Origin of the sequence: Corallococcus sp. AS-1-12 (assembly GCF_020036995.1) — a bacterium.
In the GTDB taxonomy this organism is placed as follows: domain Bacteria; phylum Myxococcota; class Myxococcia; order Myxococcales; family Myxococcaceae; genus Corallococcus.
In genome coordinates, this window is the sequence record NZ_JAIQDD010000014.1 from 87,532 (window position 1) to 107,162 (window position 19,631).

The window sequence follows — 19,631 nt, forward strand, 5'->3', positions numbered from 1 at the left end:
TCGCAGTCCTCACGCTCCGAAGGGGTCCTGACCGTGCTGCGCGCACGCCTCATCTCCCGCGACCGTCCCGACGACCTGTCGCTGGTCCTCCGCCGCCTGAACCTGTCCCCCCGCACCCGCGAACACCTGGGGCGCGAGCTGGGCTACGCGCACGTGCTCGTCACCGGGGGCCGCCCCTCCTACGAGGAGGAGCTGGTGCCGCCGTACGGCTCCAAGGAGCGCGAGAAGCTGCCCACCTGGACGGCGGGAGGCCACGTGGACCACCCCGGCGAGGTGCTCCTGTCCGGCAGCCGCCAGCAGTTCGACCGGCTCATCTCCCTCGCCCGCAGGTCCCCCCGCACGGACGGCCTGGCGCGCGTGCTGGAGGAGGTGCTGGCCCCCGCGCCCATGCCGGCGCTGACGCTGAGCGGGCGCCGGTTCGAGTGGGGCACGCGCACGTACCTCATGGGCGTGGTGAACGTGACGCCGGACAGCTTCTCCGACGGCGGCAGCCTCCCGGACGCGGCCAGCGCCGTGGAGCACGCGCTGAGGCTGGTGGACGCGGGCGCGGACATCGTCGACGTGGGCGGTGAGTCCACCCGGCCGGGCTCGCTCCCGGTGTCCGCGGACGAGGAGCTGTCGCGCGTCCTCCGGGTGGTGGAGGGCATCAAGCGCCGCTCCACCGTGCCCATCTCCGTGGACACCACCAAGGCGGCGGTGGCGAAGGAGGCGCTCAAGGCCGGCGCCCACCTGGTCAACGACGTCACCGGCTTCCACTCGGACCCGGCGCTGCCCGGGGTGGTGGCCGCCGCGGGCGCCGCGTGTTGCCTCATGCACACCCAGGGCCTGCCGAAGACGATGCAGGACGCGCCGCGCTACGCGGACGTCGTGGGCGAGGTGATGGACTACCTGGAGGAGGGGATGTTCCAGGCCACCGAGGCGGGCATCCCCCGCGAGCGCATCCTCCTGGACCCGGGCATCGGGTTCGGCAAGACGCTGGAGCACAACCTCTTCCTCCTGCGCCGGCTGGAGGAGCTGCGGGGGCTGGGGCAGCCTTTGCTGGTGGGCACCAGCCGCAAGTCCTTCCTCGGGAAGCTGACGGGCGGCAAGGGCCCCCAGGAGCGCCTGGCGGCCACCCTGGGCTCCGTGGCGGCCATGGCCGTCCTGGGGGGCGCGGACGTGGTACGGGTGCATGACGTGGGAGAGGCGCGGGACGCGCTGGCGGTGGCGGACGCCATCCGGAGGGCCCGGGGCGGCGGCGACCTGTACGGCGGCTGACGGGGACAAGCCCCGGCGTCCGAAACAGGCCGGGTCCCCCCGCCCGGGCGCTTGCCTGGGTGGCACCGCATCCCTAGCTTCGGGCCCATGTGCTGGACGGGGTATAAGCCCCGGACGCGAGTGGCCGGAGCCCTTCCGGCAATGGGAAAGGTGGAGCGGCACACATGGCGTACAGGATGGACATGCCCCCGAAGGAAGCGCAGAAGACGGAGCGACTGTTCGGCACGGACGGCGTTCGTGGCGTGGCCAACGTCTATCCGATGACGGCCGAGGTCGCGATGAAGCTCGGCCGCGCCCTGGCGTACCTCATCCGCAACGGTCCGCACCGCCACCGCGTCATCGTGGGCAAGGACACGCGCCTGTCCGGCTACATGCTGGAGCAGGCCCTGTCCGCCGGCCTCATCTCCATGGGCGTCGACGTGGAGCAGGTGGGCCCGCTGCCCACGCCCGGCATCTCCAACCTCACCACGTCCATGCGCGCGGACGCGGGCGCCGTGATTTCGGCGTCCCACAACCCGTACCAGGACAACGGCATCAAGTTCTTCTGGCGGGACGGCTTCAAGCTGCCGGACGAGACCGAGGCCAAGATCGAAGAGCTGGTCTCCAGCGGCGAAATCGACAACATCCGCCCCACGGCGACGAAGATCGGCCGGGCCATCCGCCTGGACGACGCGCGCGGCCGCTACATCGTCTACCTGAAGGCCACCTTCCCCCGCGAGCTGACGCTGGAGGGGATGACCATCGTGGTGGACTGCGCCAACGGCGCGGCGTACCGCACGGCGCCCGCGGTGCTGGAGGAGCTGGGCGCGAAGGTCATCGCGCTGGGCGTGTCCCCGGACGGCAAGAACATCAACCACAAGTGCGGCGCGCTCCACCCGGAGGGCCTGGCCAAGGCGGTGGTGAAGCACGGCGCCCACCTGGGCGTGGCGCTGGACGGCGACGCGGACCGCCTCATCGTCGTGGACGAGAAGGGCAACGTCGTGGACGGCGATGCCATCATGGCCATCTGCACGGGTGAGCTCGTCGCGCGCAAGGAGCTGAAGAAGAAGACGCTCGTCTCCACGGTGATGAGCAACATCGGCCTGGAGCGCGCGGTGTCCCAGTGGGGCGTGAAGGTGGTCCGCACGCGCGTGGGCGACCGGCACGTCGTGGACGAGATGCGCCGCAACGGCTACAGCCTGGGCGGCGAGCAGAGCGGCCACCTCATCTTCCTGAACCACACCACCACGGGCGACGGCACGCTCGCGGCGCTCCAGTTGCTGGCCGTGATGTGCCGCCAGCAGAAGCCGCTGTCGGAGCTGGCCTCCATCTTCCAGCCGGTGCCGCAGACGCTGCTCAACGTCGTGGTGAAGCAGAAGCGCGAGCTGGGTGAGCTGCCCACGGTGATGAAGGCCATCAAGAACGTGGAGCAGAAGCTGGGCAGCAACGGCCGCGTGCTGGTGCGCTTCTCCGGCACGGAGCCCAAGGCCCGCGTCCTGATTGAAGGCGAGGACGCGGCGCGCAACGAGGCGTACGCCCGCGAAATCGTCGAGGCGCTCTCCAAGGCGCTCAACGGCTAGCGACAGCGGTTGACTTCCGGACGCCGGCCACGAATAGAGGGGCCGGCGCGGGCCCGGGTCCCTGGACAATCCCGCACCGCGCCAGCGCAAGGAGCGGGACGATGGGACAGCGACTGGGTGTCAACGTGGATCACGTGGCGACGCTGCGGCAGGCGCGGCGCACCGTGTATCCGGATCCGGTGACGGCCGCGGCGATGGCGGAGCTGGCCGGCGCCCGGCAGATCACCATCCACCTGCGCGAGGACCGGCGCCACATCCAGGACCGGGACCTGCGCATCCTCCGCGAGACGGTGCAGACGCTCCTGAACCTGGAGATGGCCGCCACCGCGGAGATGGTGAAGATCGCCTACGAGTACAAGCCGGACGTGGTGACGCTCGTCCCCGAGCGGCGCGAGGAGCTCACCACCGAGGGCGGCCTGGAGGTGGCCGGCCAGCGCGAGTCCATCGCGAAGATCATCAAGAACCTCAAGGACGGGGAGATTTCCGTCTCGCTGTTCATCGATCCGGACCTGGACCAGGTGCGCGCTTCGCACAAGGTGAACGCGGACCGGGTGGAGCTGCACACGGGCCGCTACTGCGAGGCGCGCAACGAGAAGGAGCGCGCGCGGGAGCTGGCGCGCATCGTGGACGCGGCCAAGGCGAGCGCCAAGCTGGGCATGGGCGTGGCCGCCGGGCACGGGCTCAACTACGACAACGTGCAGGCCATCGCTCGCATCCAGGAGATCGACGAGCTGAACATCGGGCACGCCATCGTGGCGCGCGCGGTGCTGGTGGGCTTCGAGCGCGCGGTGCGCGAGATGCTCGAACTGATGCGCGACCCGGGGTAGCCCGCATGCCCATCGTCGGACTGGGGTTGGACCTCTGCTCCATCGAGCGCATCCAGCGCATCCTCGACGGCCCGCGCGCGGAGGCGTTCCTGACGCGCGTGTACACCGACGGTGAGCGCGCGTACTGCGCGCCCCGGCACGACGCGGCCAGCGCGTACGCGGCGAGGTTCGCGGCGAAGGAGGCGCTGGTGAAGGCGATGGGCGTGCCTCCCGGCGTGAAGTGGCGGGACATGGAGGTGGTGCGCGAGGGCGGCCCGCCGCGCTTCGTGCTCTCCGGCGTGGCCCGTGAGGTGATGGAAGCGCGGGGGTGGGAGGCGATGCTCGCCCTCACCCATGATGCCGGCGTGGCCGCGGCCACGGTGGTGCTCCAGACGAAGTAGGGAGGTTGGAAGCCATGCAGCGCGTGCTCACCGCGAACCAGATGCGAGAGGCCGAGAAGGCCGCCCAGGATCAGCACGGGATGCCGTCCGGGTTGTTGATGGAGAACGCGGGCCGGGCGCTCGCGGAGGCCGCCCGGAGCGTGGCCGGGCCGGGCGGGCGCTTCACGGTGCTCTGCGGCCCCGGCAACAACGGCGGGGACGGCCTGGTCGCCGCGCGCTTCCTGCTGGAGGGAGGCGCCCGGGTGGTGGTGTCGCTGGTGGGGGACACCGGCAAGCTCACGCCGGAGGCGAAGCGAAACCTCCAGGCGCTGGAGGGCTTCGGTGAGTCGCCCCGCGCCTTCGAGGCGCTGCCGGAGGCGGGCCCGGGCGACGTGGTGGTGGACGCCCTCTTCGGCACCGGCCTGAAGCGCGCGCCGGAGGGCCTCTTCGCGGACGCCATCGGCACCGTGGCGCGGTGGCGGCGCGCGGGGGCGAAGGTGGTGGCCGCGGACGTGCCGTCCGGCCTGCAGAGCGACACGGCGGAGCCCTTCTCGCCGTGCGTGGAGGCGGACGTCACGGTGGCCTTCGGCTTCGTGAAGCCCGCGCATGAGCTGGAGCCCGGCGCGTCGCTGTGCGGCGACGTGCGGCGCGTGGACATCGGCCTGGGCGGTGAGTCCACGCGCGCGGTGTCCGGGGCGGAGCTGTTCCGCGTGGAGGAGAAGGACGCGCGCGAGGCGCTGCCCAGGCGCCGCGCGGATTCGCACAAGGGCACCTACGGCCACGTGCTGGTGGTGGCGGGCAGCCCGGGCAAGACGGGCGCCGCGGCGATGGTGGCGCTGGCCGCGCTGCGCAGCGGGGCGGGGCTCGTCACGGTGGCCACGCGCCCGGAGGCGCTGCCGTGGGTGATGGCGCACTCGCCGGAGATCATGGGCCTGCCGCTGCCGGGTGAAGGCCCGCTGGGGAAGGGCGACCTGGAGGCGCTGAAGGCCGCGCTGGAGGGCAAGGACGCGCTGGTGATGGGGCCGGGCATCCCCCGGGGGCCGGAGACGGGCGCGCTGATTGGCGACCTGCTGGCGTCCGTGGAGGTTCCCGCGGTGCTGGACGCGGACGCGCTCAACGCGGTGGCGGAGGACCTCAAGGTGCTGCGCCAGGCGAAGGGGCCCGTGCTGCTCACGCCGCACCCCGGGGAGATGGCGCGGCTGTGGGGCCGGACGACGAAGGACGTGCAGGCGCACCGCGTGGGCGTGGCGCTGAACCTGGCCACGTCGCTCAGCGTCACGGTGGTGCTCAAGGGCTCGCGCACGCTCATCGCGGAGGCCGGCGGGCGCGTGTTCATCAACCCCACGGGCAACGCGGGCATGGCCACCGGCGGCACGGGCGACGTGCTGTCGGGCGTGTGCGGCGCGCTGCTCGCGCAGGGCATTCCGCTGCCCAAGGCCGCGTGGACCGCCGTCTACGCGCACGGGCTCGCGGGCGACCTGATGGCCCGGGAGCGCGGGTTGATGGGCCTCATCGCCACGGACCTGCTGGTGGGCCTGGGCCACGTCTGGACGCGGTGGGAGCGATGAGCGGAGATGCGCAGCCCACGCGCTCTCGGCGGCTCGTGTCGCCTTCGCCGGAGGAGACGCACCGGCTGGGCGTGAAGCTGGGGCGGTTGCTCCAGCCCGGGGACTTCGTGGGGCTGATTGGCGACCTGGGCGCGGGCAAGACGCACCTGGTGCGCGGCGTGGCGGAAGGGGCGGGGGTGGCGCAGTCCGAGGTGGCCAGCCCCACCTTCGCCATCGTGTACCCGTACGCGGGCCGCATCCCGCTGTACCACGCGGACCTGTACCGCCTGTCGGACTACGACGAGCTGTACGCCACCGGGTTGCTGGACCTGGTGGGCGGCGACCACGCGATGCTGGTGGAGTGGTTGGACCGCATCCCCCAGGCCGCGCCGCGCGACTTCCTGCGCGTCACGCTCCGCCATGAGGGAGAGGACGCGCGGAGCCTCGACGTGGAGGCCTTCGGCGCGCGCCCGGCCGCGCTGCTCGACGCGTGGCTGGGCTGACTCAGACCGTGGCGTGCCGGGCTTCCGGCCGCGGGTTCAGCACCCCGTCCGCCAGCGTCTGCACCTTCCAGCGGTGGAACGTGAGCCGCGAGTCCACGCCCACCACGTCCTCCTCGTCCACCGGCACCCAGTGCGGCCCGCCGCACAGGGATTCGCTGGCGACCAGGAACTGCCGCAGCGGCACGCCCGTGTTCGGCGTGCGCAGCGCTTCCGGGCAACCGCCGATGCCGGAGGAGATGAAGAGGGTGCGGTTGCGGCGCGTGGCCACCATCGCCTCGCCGTCCGTGACGAGGAAGTTCATCGCGGAGCGCTCCTTCGGCTCGCGGCTCCCTGGCACGTCCGTCAGCGTGGACACCAGCGTCATCGTCTCCGCGAGCGCCTGCGCCATCGCCTCCACGCCCACCGTGCCGTCGAGCGGCCCGCGCGCCGACAGCCGCGACAGGAACAGGTAGAAGCAGCGCTCGCTGTCCGTGGTGCCCTTGATGTTGACGCGCAGCTCCGGGTGGATGAGCGCCTCCACGGCGGGCTTGTGCTTCGCGAACTCGCGCAGCGTGCCGTTGTGCACGAAGGACCAGCGGCCGAAGTGGAACGGGTGCGAGTTGCGCAGCTCCACCGCCCCCACGCTCGCCAGCCGGATGTGCGCCACCACCGTGCGCGCGGAGACCTGGCTCGACACGCGCTCGAAGTCGGGGTCGCTGTGCGCGGGGCCCACGCCATGCGCGACGAGCGGAGAGGACTCCGGCCCGTACGTGGCGATGCCCCAGCCGTCCTTGTGTTCACGCGACTGGATGAGGAGGGAATTCCTCTCCGTCACGAGGGCGGTGTGGACAGCGGCGGGAACAGCACTCCTGAATCCAAATAATCGGCACATGGTGGCAGCTGATCTCTACAACGGCCGGCCCACGAGGGAAGTTCCACCTGCCCCCTCGGCCGATGCCAGTTGTTCAGCGGCATCCACTCAGGGGCAGTGATTCGTTCGCGCGTGGAACACCACACGTCCGCCCTTCACCACCACGCGCGCGTGACTGATACCCAGATGATAAGGCAGATGCCTGTAGCTGCGACAGGAGAAGACCACCAGGTCGCCCGCGTCACCCACGGCCAGCCGCCCCTGCCGTTGCAACCCCAAGCATTGCGCGGCCCCTCGGGTGGCGGCCCAGTAGGCCTCCGCGGCCGACAGGCCGTTCTCCAGGCAGGCGAGCCCCAGCACCAGCGCCAGGTTCTCCGTCATGGAGGAGCCGGGATTCACGTTTGAACCCAAAGCGATGTTGACGCCCGCGTCGCGCAGCTTCCGGCCGGGCGCGTAGGGGCGCATGCGCAGGAAGAGGGTGGAGGTGGGCACGAGTACGGCGGTGACGTTGGCGGCGGCGAGCGCGCGGATGCCCTCGTCCGTCACCTGCTCCAGGTGGTCCGCGCTGGCGGCGCCCACCTCCGCGGCGAGCGCCGAGGCGCCACACGCGGTGAGCTGATCCGCGTGCAGGCGCGGCGTGAGGCCCAGCGCCTTGCCCGCGTTGAGCAGCCGGCGGGACTCCTCCACGGTGAAGGCGCTGTCCTCGGTGAAGACGTCGCAGAAGCGCGCCAGACCCTCGCGCGCCACGGCGGGGAGGATTTCGTTGATGCAGAGGTCCAGGTAGTCGGCGCGGCGGTCCTTGTACTCCGGGGGCACCGAGTGCGCGCACAGCAGCGTGGGCACCAGCTCCAGCGGTGACAGCGCGCCCAGGCGGCGCACCGCGCGCAGCATCTTCAGCTCGTCCGCCAGGTTCAGGCCGTAGCCGCTCTTCACCTCGGCGGTCGTCACGCCCTGCGCGAGCAGCCGCTCCATGCGGGGCAGGGCGAGCCTCGCCAGCTCCTCCTCGCTCGCGGCGCGCGTGGCGCTCACCGTGTTGGCGATGCCTCCGCCCGCCTTGGCGATCTCGAGGTACGTGGCGCCCTGGTTGCGCAGGTCGAACTCGTGGGAGCGCTCGCCCGCGAACACCAGGTGCGTGTGCGGATCCACGAAGCCCGGGCCCACGAAGCCGCCTTCGGCGTCGAGGATCTCCGTGGCGTCCGTGAGCGCGCCCTTCGGCAGGCCGGACTCCGGGCCCACGTAGGCCACGCGGCCGTCCTTCACGCCGATGCCCGCGCCCGGGCGGGGGGTGAGGGCCTTCTCCGCGGGCTCGCGGTGCGTGCCCTCCACGGTGAGCACCTCGGAGGTGTTGCGCACCCACAGGTCCAGGGCTTCCATGCTCAGCGTCCTCCGCGCGCGCCCACCACGGGCGCGTTCCAGCTCGTGTCACCTGAGTGGGCCCGGCCGAAGCCGCCGGACAGCTCCAGCTTCGTGCGCGTCTCGCCGAACTTGAGCTGCGCCGCCACCACGGCGCCGTAGAAGTACGTCGTCACCTGCGAGCCGGGGTTCACCAGCGACTGCTGCACGCTGAAGAACGGCACCAGCCCCAGCGACGTGCCGGGCTCCGGCTGCACGGTGAAGGCGCAGGTGGCCTCCGCGCCGAACAGGCTGTTCGTGCTCTTCGGCTCACCCAGCCCGAAGTCGGACGCGCCGCGCACGGAGAGGGCCGGCGCCAGGCCCACCTTCTCCGAGCCGACGTAGTACGACACGCCCGAGTACACGCCGTAGCCGGGCACCGGCAGGCCGACGAACTCGCCCTGCAGGCCCAGGTGCCACGACAGCCGGTCGCTCACGGGCACCGTCACCGAGCCGTCGAGGTCGATGCCCCATTGATCATTCTGGAAGGGCTTCGCGTCACCCTGGAAGGTGCCGTTCTCCCCGAGCTCCGACAACTGCGGGGCGTTGAGGCGGGGACCGGCGCGCAGGCCAAGCTGGAAGAAGTTCTCCCGGGGCATGCCCGGGCCCAGGCGCATCACCATGGGCCCGGCGGTGGTGGGGGTGCAGCCCGCGAGCACCCCCATCACCGCGGTCATCACGAAGGGTCGGACGCGTCGTGGCATCCGCCGCACTCTAGGCGGTGAGGCCGGGGATGCGCACGCCTCGCTCCTTCGCCACGTCGATGGCCTCCGGGTAGCCCGCGTCCGCGTGGCGCAGCACGCCCATGCCGGGGTCGGACGTGAGGACGCGCTCGATGCGGCGCGCGGCCTCCGGCGTGCCGTCCGCGACGATGACCTGGCCCGCGTGCAGCGAGTAGCCCATGCCCACGCCGCCGCCGTGGTGGAACGACACCCAGGAGGCGCCGTTCACCGCGTTCACCAGCGCGTTGAGGATGGGCCAGTCCGCCACCGCGTCCGAGCCGTCCTTCATGGCCTCCGTCTCGCGGTTGGGGGACGCCACGCTGCCGCAGTCCAGGTGGTCGCGGCCAATCACGATGGGCGCCTTCACCTCGCCCTTGCGGACCAGCTCGTTGAAGGCGAGGCCCGCCTTGGCGCGCTCGCCGTAGCCCAGCCAGCAGATGCGCGCGGGCAGGCCCTGGAACGCCACGCGCTCCTGGGCCATGTCCAGCCAGCGGTTGAGCGACGCCTTCTGGGGGAACAGCTCGCGCACCGCGCGGTCCGTGCGGCGGATGTCCTCCGGGTCTCCGGACAGCGCCACCCAGCGGAAGGGCCCCAGGCCCTCGCAGAACAGCGGGCGGATGTACGCGGGCACGAAGCCGGGGAACTCGAAGGCGTTCTCCATGCCGCCCACCTTCGCCTGGCCGCGCAGGTTGTTGCCGTAGTCGAAGACGTGGCTGCCGGCGGCCTGGAAGTCGTTCATGGCCTGCACGTGCATGATCATCGACTCGCGGGCCCGCTTCACGTAGCCCTCCGGGTCGCGCTTGCGCAGCTCCGCGGCGGCCTCCAGCGACAGGTCCGTGGGGATGTACCCATTGAGCGGATCATGCGCGCTCGTCTGATCCGTCACGAGGTCCGGCTTGATGCCGCGCTTGTAAAGCTCCCGGAACACCGAGGCCGCGTTGCCGATGATGGCGATGGAGCGGCCCACGCGCTTCTGCTGCGCGTCCTTCGCCAGCGCCAGCGCCTCGTCCAGGTCCTTGGCGACGACGTCCAGGTAGCGCGTCTCCACGCGGCGCTGGGCGCGGTGCGGGTCGATTTCCACGCCCAGGAACACGGCGTTGTTCATGGTCGCGGCCAGCGGCTGCGCGCCGCCCATGCCGCCCAGGCCGCCGGAGAGGATGAGCCGGCCGGCCAGGTCCTCGCTGCCGAAGTGGAAGCGGCCCGCGGCGGCGAAGGTCTCGTAGGTGCCCTGCAGGATGCCCTGCGTGCCGATGTAGATCCACGAGCCGGCCGTCATCTGGCCGTACATCATCAGGCCCTTCTTCTCCAGCTCGTGGAAGTGCTCCCAGTTGGCCCAGTGGCCCACGAGGTTGGAGTTGGCGATGAGCACGCGCGGCGCGTCCGGGTGCGTGCGCAGGATGCCCACGGGCTTGCCGGACTGCACGAGCAGCGTCTCCTCGTCCGTGAGGCTCTGGAGGCTCTGGACGATGCGGTCGAACGAGGGCCAGTCCCGGGCGGCCTTGCCGGTGCCGCCGTAGACGACCAGGTCTCCGGGCTGCTCGGCCACCTCCGGGTCGAGGTTGTTCATCAGCATCCGGAGCGCGGCCTCCTGCACCCAGCCCTTGCAGGAGAGGGTGGTGCCGCGAGAGGCGCGGATGATGCGGGACATGCGGAAGACTCCTGGAAAGAGGGCGCCAGGAAGGGGCGCTCAGCGCGGGCACCCTAACCGAACCCCCGGGGCCGCGGGGGGCTTGCGTGCAGGGCCAGCGTCACTCCAGGACACGCTGGACGCCGTGCGTCAGTAGTCCTTGCGCGCGTCGATGTAGGCGCTGAAGTGGAACACGTTGGTGGAGTCGTAGAACTTGAAGTAGCTGCCGGTGCCCGCGGGCTGGCTCAGCCAGTAGGCGGTGCCCGTGCAGCCGGTGCAGATGAACGCGCCGTTGCGGCGGATGTTCCAGACGCCGGTGATGTCGTCGACGGTGGTCGCGATCGCGGGCGAGCCCACCAGCTCGAAGTCGTACTCGTTGCCGCCCGCGAACCCGTGGAAGTTCACGAACGCGGTGTTGGTGGACTGGTTCCAGGCGACGACGGTGTTGGAGCTCGTCACCGTGTAGCGCCCGGTGCTGTCGGCGACGTAGAGGCCGTGGCTGGACCAGATGCTGTGGACCACCGGGGCGGCCAGGGCGGGGAGGGACAGGAACAGCGCGGCGACGACAGCGGAACGGAAGGCCTTCATGGGGGTGCCTCCTGCTGCGGGGGTTGACGCGGAGCGCCGGGGGGCACTCCACGTGAAACCCATGCTGCATGAGCCCCGCTAGGCTTGAAATCGTGGTTTTCCGTGGAGTTGCGTGGACTCAGGCGTCATCACGTGCGTCCATCCCGGCGATGGCGGGACCGCCGGCCCGGGCCCCCGCCTGCCGGGAGGACGCGGGCGCGGTAGAGTCCCGCCGCGCAGAGGTGGGACATGGATCAGGGACAGGACGGGAAGGGGAGCGCGTTGGCGGTGCCGGCGGCCCAGCCTCCGTTGGAGAACCGGGCTCCGGACGTGGGGCCGGTGAAGACGGTGGCGGGCGGCGTGCCGGCGGTGCTGAGCGCGTTCAAGCACGTGCTGGGGGAGGCGGGCCCGTGGCGCGGCGGCAAGCTCATCTGGAAGGTCAACCAGCACGACGGCTTCGACTGTCCGGGCTGCGCGTGGCCGGACCCTTCCCACCGGTCCGTGCAGGAGTACTGCGAGAACGGCGCGAAGGCGCTGGCGGAGGAGGGCACGCAGGAGCGCGTGACGCCGGAGTTCTTCCGCGAGTGGAGCGTGGCGAGGCTCGCGGAGCAGTCCGACCTGTGGCTGGGCAAGGCGGGCCGGCTCACGCACCCCATGGTGCTGCGCGAGGGCTCGGCGCACTACGAGCCCCTCTCCTGGGATGACGCCTTCGCGCTGGTGGCGGAGGAGCTGAACGCGCTGGGCTCGCCGGACGAGGCGGCCTTCTACACGTCCGGCCGCACGAGCAACGAGGCCGCGTTCCTCTACCAGTTGTTCGTGCGGCAGTTCGGCACCAACAACCTGCCGGACTGCTCCAACATGTGCCACGAGTCCAGCGGCACGGGCTTGTCGGAGACGATTGGCATTGGCAAGGGGTCGGTGACGCTGGAGGACTTCGACCACGCGCAGGCCATCTTCGTCATCGGGCAGAACCCGGGCACCAACCACCCGCGCATGCTGACGGCGCTCCAGGCCGCCGCGCGCCGGGGCTGTGAGATCGTCAGCGTCAACCCGCTGCCGGAGACGGGGCTCAACCGCTTCAAGCACCCGCAGGAGGTGCTGCACCTGTTCGGCCCGGGCACGGCGCTGAACAAGCTGTTCCTCCAGGTGCGCATCAACGGCGACGTGGCGCTCCTCCAGGGGCTGGGCAAGGCGCTGCTGGACCGCGAGGCGCAGGCCCCGGGCACGGTGGTGGACCGGGCGTTCGTCGAGGGCAGGACGACGGGCTTCGAGGCGTACGTGGCGCACCTGGCCACGGTGTCCTGGGACGACGTGGTGGAGGAGAGCGGGGTGCCTCGCGAGCAGATTGAAGAGGCCGCGGACATCCTGGCGCGCTCGGAGCGCACCATCTTCTGCTGGGCCATGGGGCTCACGCAGCACAAGAACGCGGTGGGCAACGTGCAGGAGATCGTGAACCTCACGCTCCTGCGCGGCAGCATCGGCAAGCAGGGCGCGGGCGTGTGCCCGGTGCGCGGTCACAGCAACGTGCAGGGCGACCGCACCATGGGCATCTGGGAGCACGCGAAGCCCGAGTTCATGGACGCGCTGTCGAAGGAGTTCGGCTTCGCGCCGCCGCGCCACACCGGGCTGGACACGGTGGGCACCCTCCAGGCGCTGCACGACGGGCGCGTGAAGGTGTTCTTCGCCATGGGCGGCAACTTCCTGTCCGCCACGCCGGACACGGAGTTCACCGCGCAAGCGCTCCGGCGCGCGCGGCTCACGGTGCACGTGTCCACGAAGCTCAACCGCGCGCACCTGGTGCATGGACGGCGCGCGCTCATCCTCCCGTGCCTGGGGCGGACCGAGCACGACGTGCAGGCGTCGGGGCGGCAGTTCGTGACGGTGGAGGACTCGATGGGGATGGTGCACGCGTCGCGCGGCGCCGTGGCCCCCGCGTCCGAGCACCTGCTCAGCGAGCCCGTCATCGTGGCGCGGCTGGCGCACGCGGTGCTGGGGGCGCGCTCGAAGGTGCCGTGGATGTCCCTGGTGGAGGACTACGACCGGGTGCGCGAGCTGATCCAGCGCTGCATCCCGGGCTTCGAGGACTTCAACCGCCGCGTGCACCAGCCCGGCGGGTTCGCGCTGCCCAACGGGCCTCGCGAGGGGCGCTTCACGACGAAGGACGGCAAGGCGCACTTCACGGTGCACGAGATGCCTCGCCACCGGCTGGAGCCCGGGCAGCTCATGATGATGACGCTGCGCTCGCATGATCAGTACAACACCACCGTGTACGGGCTGGACGACCGCTACCGGGGCATCCACCAGGGGCGGCGCGTGGTGTTCCTGCACCCGGAGGACGTGACGGCGCGCGGGCTGACGGCGGGGCAGAAGGTGGACCTCACCAGCCACTTCCAGGGAGAGACGCGGGTGGCGCGCGAGTTCCTGGTGGTGCCGTACAACATCCCGCGCCAGTGCGCGGCCACCTACTTCCCGGAAGCGAACGTGCTGGTGCCGGTGGGCAGCTTCGCGGAGAAGAGCCGCACGCCCACGTCGAAGTCCGTGATCATCACCGTGGCCCCCAGCCCCGAGCCCACGGCCCTGGTCCCCGCCAGCGCTCCGAGGCCCGGGTGAGGCCGTCGATGCTCCCTGCGGTGAACCCGGCGCCACTGCCTCGCGGCGCGTGTCGCCGGCACCGCCGCGCGATGCGCGTGAGCCATGCAATGTCGTGGGCGGTGGGCCCCGAGCCCCTGCGTCCTGGCGCTCATGGCTTGCACCCGCGTGCGATTCGCGTGAGCCTCTCGAGGTCCCATGCAGCCGTTGGTTGAAGCCTCCTCCTGGCCGGAGCCGCTCCAGGCCCTCCATGCGCGCGTCGCCGCGACGGCGCCGCAAGAGGCCGTGGCGTCGAGCGCGGAGTGGCGCGAGGACTTCGCCCGCTGGGTGCGCGGGGCTTCGCTGGAGGATCGCACGCGCGCCCAGGCCGCCGCGTGGGAGCGGCTGTCCCCGGGCGAGCGCACCCCGGCCGAGCTCCTCTTCCTCCTGGCCTCGCTCAGCGAGCTGCTCTGGCCCTATGAAGAGCCCCGTGCGGGGCTCCTGAAGCAACTGCTCGCGAGGCGGGACGCGGCGGTGACCGCGCTGCGTGAAGCGGGCGAAGCGGAGAGCGCCGAGCGCATCCACCGGGAGAGCACCGTCACGGTCTCCACGGTGCTGACGCGCTACCTCAAGCGCCACCCGGAGGCGCTGTCGACGCTGGTGCGCGACGTGCCCTGCACCTACGACGGCCGCGCGCTGCGCTTCCAGGACTCGGTGGAGGTGGACCTCAAGTACGTCATGGGCACGGGCGCGAAGTCCGTGGACCTGCTGGAGCAACTGCGCTCGCTGCTCCCCGACACCCGGGACGGTGGCCGCGACAAGCTCACCGACTTCATCCGCACGCGCGCCGCGCGCATCCCGTGGCGCGAGGCGAGCGAGGTGCTGGGCGAGCGGCTCTTCGCGCTGGCCACGTCGCAGGACGGACGGAGCGGCATGCGCGGCTTCCTCGCGTGCTACCCCAACGGGCGCAAGGAGCCGGACTGGTGCTCGCGCGCGGGGCTCCTGCTGGCGCGCACCGTGGAGGTGGGCGGACCGCCCGCGGTGGTGGAGAACCTCTGCGACCTGCTCACGCTCTTCGACGCGCCTCCGGTGGACGGCCTGCGCGGCGCACTGGGCGCGCTCGTGCAGAGCGACTTCGAGACCGCCGCCGACCTGGGCCACGCGCGCTTCGTGCTCGACCACTGCCAGGGCACGATGCGCAAGGCCGAGCCCGCGCTGGCGCTCACGCTGCTGTGGCTGGAGGAGCGCCTGTTCCGCGCCTCCGTGCGGCGGGGCGTGCCGGAGGCGTTCGAGCGGCGCACCCGCGCCCGCGCGAAGCTGGAGTCATTGCCCGGCTTCACGCACCTGGTGTGGCTGGCGGAGGAGTGCGCGGAGATGTGGCCGCGCTTCCGCACGCCCGCGCGGCCCGGCCTGGATGGGCTGGTCGCCTGGCGCAAGGAGGTGACCTGGCGCATGGGCAGGAAGCCCGTGCTGCGCAAGGCGGCCATCGAGTTCCTTCTGTGGTGCGCGCCGGACGAGGCCTCGTCGGAGGCGGAGCTGGCCACGCTGTCGCTCGTCCGCAACGCCACGGATCGGCGACTGGTGCGCAAGATGCTGGAGCACCCGTCCCCCCGGGCCCGCTTCCGCGCCCGCTCACTCCAGTCCTATCTCCAGGCCGGAGCAGGGCAGGGGAAGCACGAACCTCCCCCCGAGTCCTCCGAGCCCGCGACGCTGACGGCCTCCCTGCGCCACCTGCACGTGACGCGCGCGGTGCCCCTGGGCGGGCGCACCTGGCTGCGCGACCGCGACCTGGAGGACGTGCTGGTGGGCGCGGTGGGCCGCGTGGAGGCGGAGGCCGCCCAGCACCATCCCCAGCGCTTCCGCGAGGAGACGCCGGAGCTGGTCGCGAGGCTGCTCGAAGGGCTGCGCTCGGAGCTGGCGTACGTGCAGGCGGCGCTGGGTTCGCTGGTGGCCTCGCCGCTGTCGCTCTCCATGACGGTGCACCGCCACCCCGAGCCTCCGCCGGAGGCCGCGTCCGAGATCGCCTTCGTCGTGTCCGTGGAGCGCGAGGGCTTCGTGCGCACGCGCCGCGTCGTCCGCGTGCCGGTGGCGAAGCTGGAGCAGCGCGGAGAGGGGCAGTGGCTGCCGACGCTCCGCCTGGGCCGTGAGCGCCTGGACGCGCTGCTCGCGCGCACGGAGGCCGCGTTCTGCCTCTTCCTGGTGCCCGCCTTCGTGCGCCCGGAGCTGTGGGTGATGCCGGCCCGGCTGACCCGGGCCCTGATGGACGCGCAGGGCGCCCTGTCCGGCGTGCCGCGCGACGCCGCGCAGGGGGCCTCCCGGTCCCTCGCGCAGTGGCTGGTGTACGACGTGCTGGGCCTGTGGGTGGGCGACGAGCGCCCCGACGTCATCGACGCCTCCCGCGAGGGTGAGGCCGCCGCCGGCTTCGTGGTGGACCTCACCGTGCGCTGACCGCGCCGGAAAATGTCCGGGAATATCCAGATCCCCGGGCGTAATGGACGACGAGGGGTGCTGGAACATGCCCGGGAGGGGTCCCGGGTCACAGGTCCGTCGGCTGACGGGATGGCATGCCTCCACGCGCGCGTCGTCGCCGTGTCCTTGAGCGCCGTTCACCATCCGTCACCGGTCCCGGGGGGACCGCTTCCTCCATGAACCTGTCGAGCGAGGAGTCCGCCGTGCCGCGTTTCCACTGCGAGATGAAGTCGGAGCACAAGGGGGCGCGCGCGCGGGCCCAGGATGAACGTCCGGGGACGTACGTGGACGGGGTCCGGTGGCGCCAGTCCCGGGCCCGGGTGCGGAGCGGATCCACGGGGGGCCATCCGCCCGCGCGACACGAAGCGCGGTCCGAGCCGGTGACGCCCGGGCCGTTGAGCCTGGATGAGGCGCAGCGCGCGCTCCGGATGCAGGTGGCTCCGGAGCCCGTGGGGGCGCTCCCGGAGCCGGCGCGGGAGCAGGCGACCTTCGGAGAGCTGGTGGCCACGTCGGCCGCGGCGAGGGCCAGCTTCGAGCGCATGGCGTGCGCGGCGGCGTGCAACGCCACGGTGCTGCTGGAGGGGGAGACGGGCACGGGCAAGAGCCGCGCGGCGCTCGCCATCCACCGGGCCGGGGCTCGCGCGAACGCGCCGTTCCTCGTCGTGGACTGCGGCGCGCTCCCGGCCAACCTCCTGGAGAGCGAGCTGTTCGGCCATGAGAAGGGCGCCTTCACCGGCGCCATCCAGCGCCGCGTGGGCGCCTTCGAGGAGGCCGACGGAGGCACCATCTTCCTGGACGAGATTGGCGAGCTGCCCGCCGAGCTCCAGCCGAAGCTGCTGCGCGTGCTGGAGAACCGGGAGATCCGCCGCCTGGGCTCCAACACGTACCAGGCCGTCAACGTGCGCGTCATCGCGGCCACGCACCGCGACCTGCGCGCGGAGGTCGAAGCCGGCCGCTTCCGCGCGGACCTCTTCTTCCGCCTCGCGGTGGTGGGCATCCCGCTCCCGTCGCTGCGCGAGCGCACGGAGGACATCCCGCTCATCGTCGAGCACATCCTCGCGGGGCTCGGCGCCACGCCCGAACAGCTCGCGACGCTCACCTCGCCGGACTTCCTCGCGCGGCTCCAGCGCGCCGCCTGGCCCGGCAACGTGCGCGAGCTGCGCAACCACCTGGAGCGCTGCCTCGTCTTCCAGAGCGCGCTGCCGCCCTCCGCGCCCGAGGCCTCGAGTCCCGTGGCCCCTCGCGCGGTGGACGCCTCGCTGACGTACGCGGAGTCGCGCCGCCGGGCGCTGGAGGCCTTCGAGCACGACTACGTCGAAGCGCTCCTCAAGCTGCACGGCGGCAAGGTGTCCCGGGCCGCCGCCGCCGCGGACATGGACCGCGTCTACCTGTACCGGCTCCTGCGCCGGCACGGGCTCAAGAGCTGACGCGAGCGGGCTCACAAATCCCGCGCGCGGCGGGAGCGGGTGTCGGAGAATCCGCCGCATGTCCGCTCCCATCCTCGACCTGCACTCGCTCCCGGCGATGCCCGCCACGCTCCTGCGGGCGGCCATTCCCTTCGGGAAGTCCCGGGGCCGCGCCACGCTGCCGGCCCTGACGCTGCGGGCGCACGGCTGCCGCGCGTCGCCCGTGCTGCTGGAGCGCTACCGCGCCGCGTGCGGCTTCGACGCCGACGGCTTCCTGCCGCTCACGTACCCCCAGGTCATGGCCACGCCGCTGCACCTCCAACTGCTGGGCCAGCCCGACTTTCCGTACTCCGTGCTGGGCACCGTGCACGTGCGCAACCGCATCCAGCAGCACCGCCGCCTGCCGGACACCGCCGCGCTCACCGTGGCCTGCCGCTTCGACGGCCAGCGCGAGGTGCCAGCCGGCCACGAGTTCGACATCGAGACGCGCGTCGAGGCCCAGGAGACCGGCGAGCTGCTCTGGCAGGCCGTCAGCACCATGCTGCGCCGCCACGCGGACCGGAAGGACAAGGACGGCGCGCGCAAGGCCCCGCCGCCGGAGGACACGCGCTTCGCGTCCAGCCGCCCCGCGCCCTGGAGCATCCCCGCTGACACCGGGCGCCGCTACGCGCGGGCCTCCGGCGACTTCAACCCCATCCACCTCACGGCCGTCACCGCGAAGCCCTTCGGCTTCCCTCGCGCCATCGCGCACGGCATGTGGACGCTCGCGCGCTGCGTGGCGGAGCTGGGCGAGGCGGCCCAGGCGGACGCGCTCCAGTTGGACTGCGACTTCAAGAAGCCCCTGTTCCTGCCGTCCCAGGTGACGTTCCAGACGGCCCGCGAGCCCGCGGGCGTGGCGTTCCGGGTGCTGTCGGAGGAGGGGAAGCCGCACCTGGTGGGGCGGCTGGGCTGAAGGAGGCGGGCGACGCGCCGGCGGGCCGGTCAGGAGCCCGCCAGACGCGTCAATCACTCAGCTCCGGGAGGTCCGGCAGGCTGTCCGGGTCCAGCTTCATCAGGGCGCACAGCCGGCTCAGCGTGGGGATGGTGGGGACCATCACCCCTCGCTCGACGCGGGCCAGGACTTCCACGCCCAGTTCCAGATGCTCCGCGACTTCCTCCATGGAGAGCCCCGCCTGCTGCCGCGCTGCCTTCAGCGCGGCGCCAAGCGCTTCGGCCCGCTCTCTCCGACTCTGTGTCATCCCCCGAGCATGGCGCCATCCGGCCCGCGCGTCACTTGAATCCCACACGCACCCCTCATGGACGGTGGGCCGGCCAGGGAGCGCCTCCCCGGGACGTGAAGTCCCCAACAGCCCGCCGTCCCCCGGTTCCAGGCGGCTCCATCCCCTCCGGCCCCCCGCCTTCCGCGTTCCCGGGGCCACCCTGGAGGACGGGGCCCGGTGGGGTGGCCGCGCGTCCCGGGCGTGCGCACGCTGCTGCCCAGGAGGGCCTTGCGCATTGGCGCCGGACAGGGGCTGTGTTACGCCGCCGCACCCTGCCTTCCATCTTTGGGACCCCAATCGAGGAGAAGTGAATGACCCGTCGTCACGTGCGCGTCGTCGGCGCGATGCTCCAGAACGAGATGGGTCGCTACCTCATCACCCAGCGTCCTCCCACCGCGTCGCTGCCCCTCTTGTGGGAGTTCCCGGGCGGCCGGGTGGAGGAGGGCGAGCAGGACACGGTGGCGCTCGCCCGCGAGCTGCTGGAGGAGATGGGGGTCCGCATCGAGGTGCTCGAGCAGGTCATGCACACCCGCCACGAGTACCCGACCTACGACATCGACTTCCGCGTGTTCCGCTGCCGCCTGAGCGACCCGGACGCGCAGATCCACCACCTGCGCGTGCATGACCACCGCTGGGTGGCGCTGGAGGAGATGGGCCAGTACCGCTTCCCGGACGCGGACGCGAAGACCCTGGCCCGGCTGCTGGACCTGGACCACTGA

At 72.0% G+C, this 19,631-nt stretch carries 17 protein-coding genes; 11 read left to right on the forward strand and 6 right to left on the reverse strand.

Annotation, left to right across the window (positions count from 1 at the left end; all coding sequences use genetic code 11):
* The first annotated feature begins 33 nt into the window (after positions 1 to 33).
* From folP to tsaE, 6 genes are all read left to right on the forward strand, one after another.
* Complete coding sequence (folP, locus tag K8556_RS22335) at positions 34 to 1,257, forward strand: dihydropteroate synthase (protein WP_223742101.1); 1,224 nt, start codon at positions 34 to 36, stop codon at positions 1,255 to 1,257.
* 164 nt (positions 1,258 to 1,421) lie between these two features.
* Positions 1,422 to 2,816 carry a phosphoglucosamine mutase gene (gene glmM, locus K8556_RS22340; protein WP_223742102.1) on the forward strand — a complete coding sequence of 465 codons (1,395 nt, stop codon included), beginning with the start codon at positions 1,422 to 1,424 and terminating at the stop codon, positions 2,814 to 2,816.
* A 101-nt stretch (positions 2,817 to 2,917) separates the two neighbouring features.
* Positions 2,918 to 3,643 (forward strand): pyridoxine 5'-phosphate synthase, encoded by a 726-nt coding sequence (locus tag K8556_RS22345; protein ID WP_223742103.1) that lies wholly within the window; start codon positions 2,918 to 2,920, stop codon positions 3,641 to 3,643.
* Positions 3,644 to 3,648: 5 nt separating this feature from the next.
* On the forward strand, positions 3,649 to 4,023 hold the full coding sequence (locus K8556_RS22350) for a holo-ACP synthase (protein WP_223742104.1): 375 nt from the start codon (positions 3,649 to 3,651) through the stop codon (positions 4,021 to 4,023).
* Between the two features lie 14 nt (positions 4,024 to 4,037).
* Positions 4,038 to 5,570 (forward strand): NAD(P)H-hydrate dehydratase, encoded by a 1,533-nt coding sequence (locus K8556_RS22355; RefSeq protein WP_223742105.1) that lies wholly within the window; start codon positions 4,038 to 4,040, stop codon positions 5,568 to 5,570.
* On the forward strand, positions 5,567 to 6,052 hold the full coding sequence (gene tsaE, locus K8556_RS22360) for a tRNA (adenosine(37)-N6)-threonylcarbamoyltransferase complex ATPase subunit type 1 TsaE (protein ID WP_223742106.1): 486 nt from the start codon (positions 5,567 to 5,569) through the stop codon (positions 6,050 to 6,052). The genes K8556_RS22355 and tsaE overlap by 4 nt, the downstream gene beginning before the upstream one ends.
* A 1-nt stretch (position 6,053) precedes the next feature.
* On the opposite strand, the gene K8556_RS22365 is transcribed toward tsaE, so the two are convergent.
* From K8556_RS22365 to K8556_RS22385, 5 genes are all read right to left on the reverse strand, one after another.
* Entirely contained in the window at positions 6,054 to 6,923 is an 870-nt protein-coding gene (locus K8556_RS22365; RefSeq protein WP_223742107.1) for a class II glutamine amidotransferase, read from the reverse strand.
* An 87-nt stretch (positions 6,924 to 7,010) separates the two neighbouring features.
* Positions 7,011 to 8,276, reverse strand: a complete 1,266-nt coding sequence (gene hutI, locus K8556_RS22370; RefSeq protein ID WP_223742108.1) for an imidazolonepropionase — start codon at positions 8,274 to 8,276, stop codon at positions 7,011 to 7,013.
* Between the two features lie 2 nt (positions 8,277 to 8,278).
* Positions 8,279 to 8,998 carry a hypothetical protein gene (locus K8556_RS22375; RefSeq protein WP_223742109.1) on the reverse strand — a complete coding sequence of 240 codons (720 nt, stop codon included), beginning with the start codon at positions 8,996 to 8,998 and terminating at the stop codon, positions 8,279 to 8,281.
* 10 nt (positions 8,999 to 9,008) lie between these two features.
* Positions 9,009 to 10,664: a urocanate hydratase gene (hutU, locus tag K8556_RS22380; RefSeq protein WP_120588127.1), complete on the reverse strand. Its 1,656-nt coding sequence runs from the start codon at positions 10,662 to 10,664 to the stop codon at positions 9,009 to 9,011.
* Positions 10,665 to 10,793: 129 nt separating this feature from the next.
* On the reverse strand, positions 10,794 to 11,231 hold the full coding sequence (locus K8556_RS22385; RefSeq protein ID WP_223742110.1) for a hypothetical protein: 438 nt from the start codon (positions 11,229 to 11,231) through the stop codon (positions 10,794 to 10,796).
* Positions 11,232 to 11,459: 228 nt separating this feature from the next.
* On the opposite strand from K8556_RS22385, the gene K8556_RS22390 reads away from it, so the two are divergent.
* From K8556_RS22390 to K8556_RS22405, 4 genes are all read left to right on the forward strand, one after another.
* A complete protein-coding gene (locus K8556_RS22390) occupies positions 11,460 to 13,820 on the forward strand; it encodes an FdhF/YdeP family oxidoreductase (RefSeq protein ID WP_223742111.1) in 2,361 nt (786 codons plus the stop codon).
* Between the two features lie 177 nt (positions 13,821 to 13,997).
* A complete protein-coding gene (locus K8556_RS22395) occupies positions 13,998 to 16,226 on the forward strand; it encodes a hypothetical protein (protein WP_223742112.1) in 2,229 nt (742 codons plus the stop codon).
* Between the two features lie 197 nt (positions 16,227 to 16,423).
* Entirely contained in the window at positions 16,424 to 17,674 is a 1,251-nt protein-coding gene (locus K8556_RS22400) for a sigma-54-dependent Fis family transcriptional regulator (RefSeq protein WP_223742113.1), read from the forward strand.
* Between the two features lie 58 nt (positions 17,675 to 17,732).
* Positions 17,733 to 18,605 carry a MaoC family dehydratase gene (locus K8556_RS22405; RefSeq protein WP_223742114.1) on the forward strand — a complete coding sequence of 291 codons (873 nt, stop codon included), beginning with the start codon at positions 17,733 to 17,735 and terminating at the stop codon, positions 18,603 to 18,605.
* A gap of 49 nt (positions 18,606 to 18,654) precedes the next feature.
* Here K8556_RS22405 and K8556_RS22410 read toward each other — a convergent pair whose 3' ends face one another.
* On the reverse strand, positions 18,655 to 18,891 hold the full coding sequence (locus K8556_RS22410; protein ID WP_043321491.1) for a helix-turn-helix domain-containing protein: 237 nt from the start codon (positions 18,889 to 18,891) through the stop codon (positions 18,655 to 18,657).
* A 332-nt stretch (positions 18,892 to 19,223) separates the two neighbouring features.
* Here K8556_RS22410 and K8556_RS22415 point away from each other — a divergent pair, with 332 nt between their 5' ends.
* Entirely contained in the window at positions 19,224 to 19,631 is a 408-nt protein-coding gene (locus K8556_RS22415; protein WP_223742115.1) for a (deoxy)nucleoside triphosphate pyrophosphohydrolase, read from the forward strand.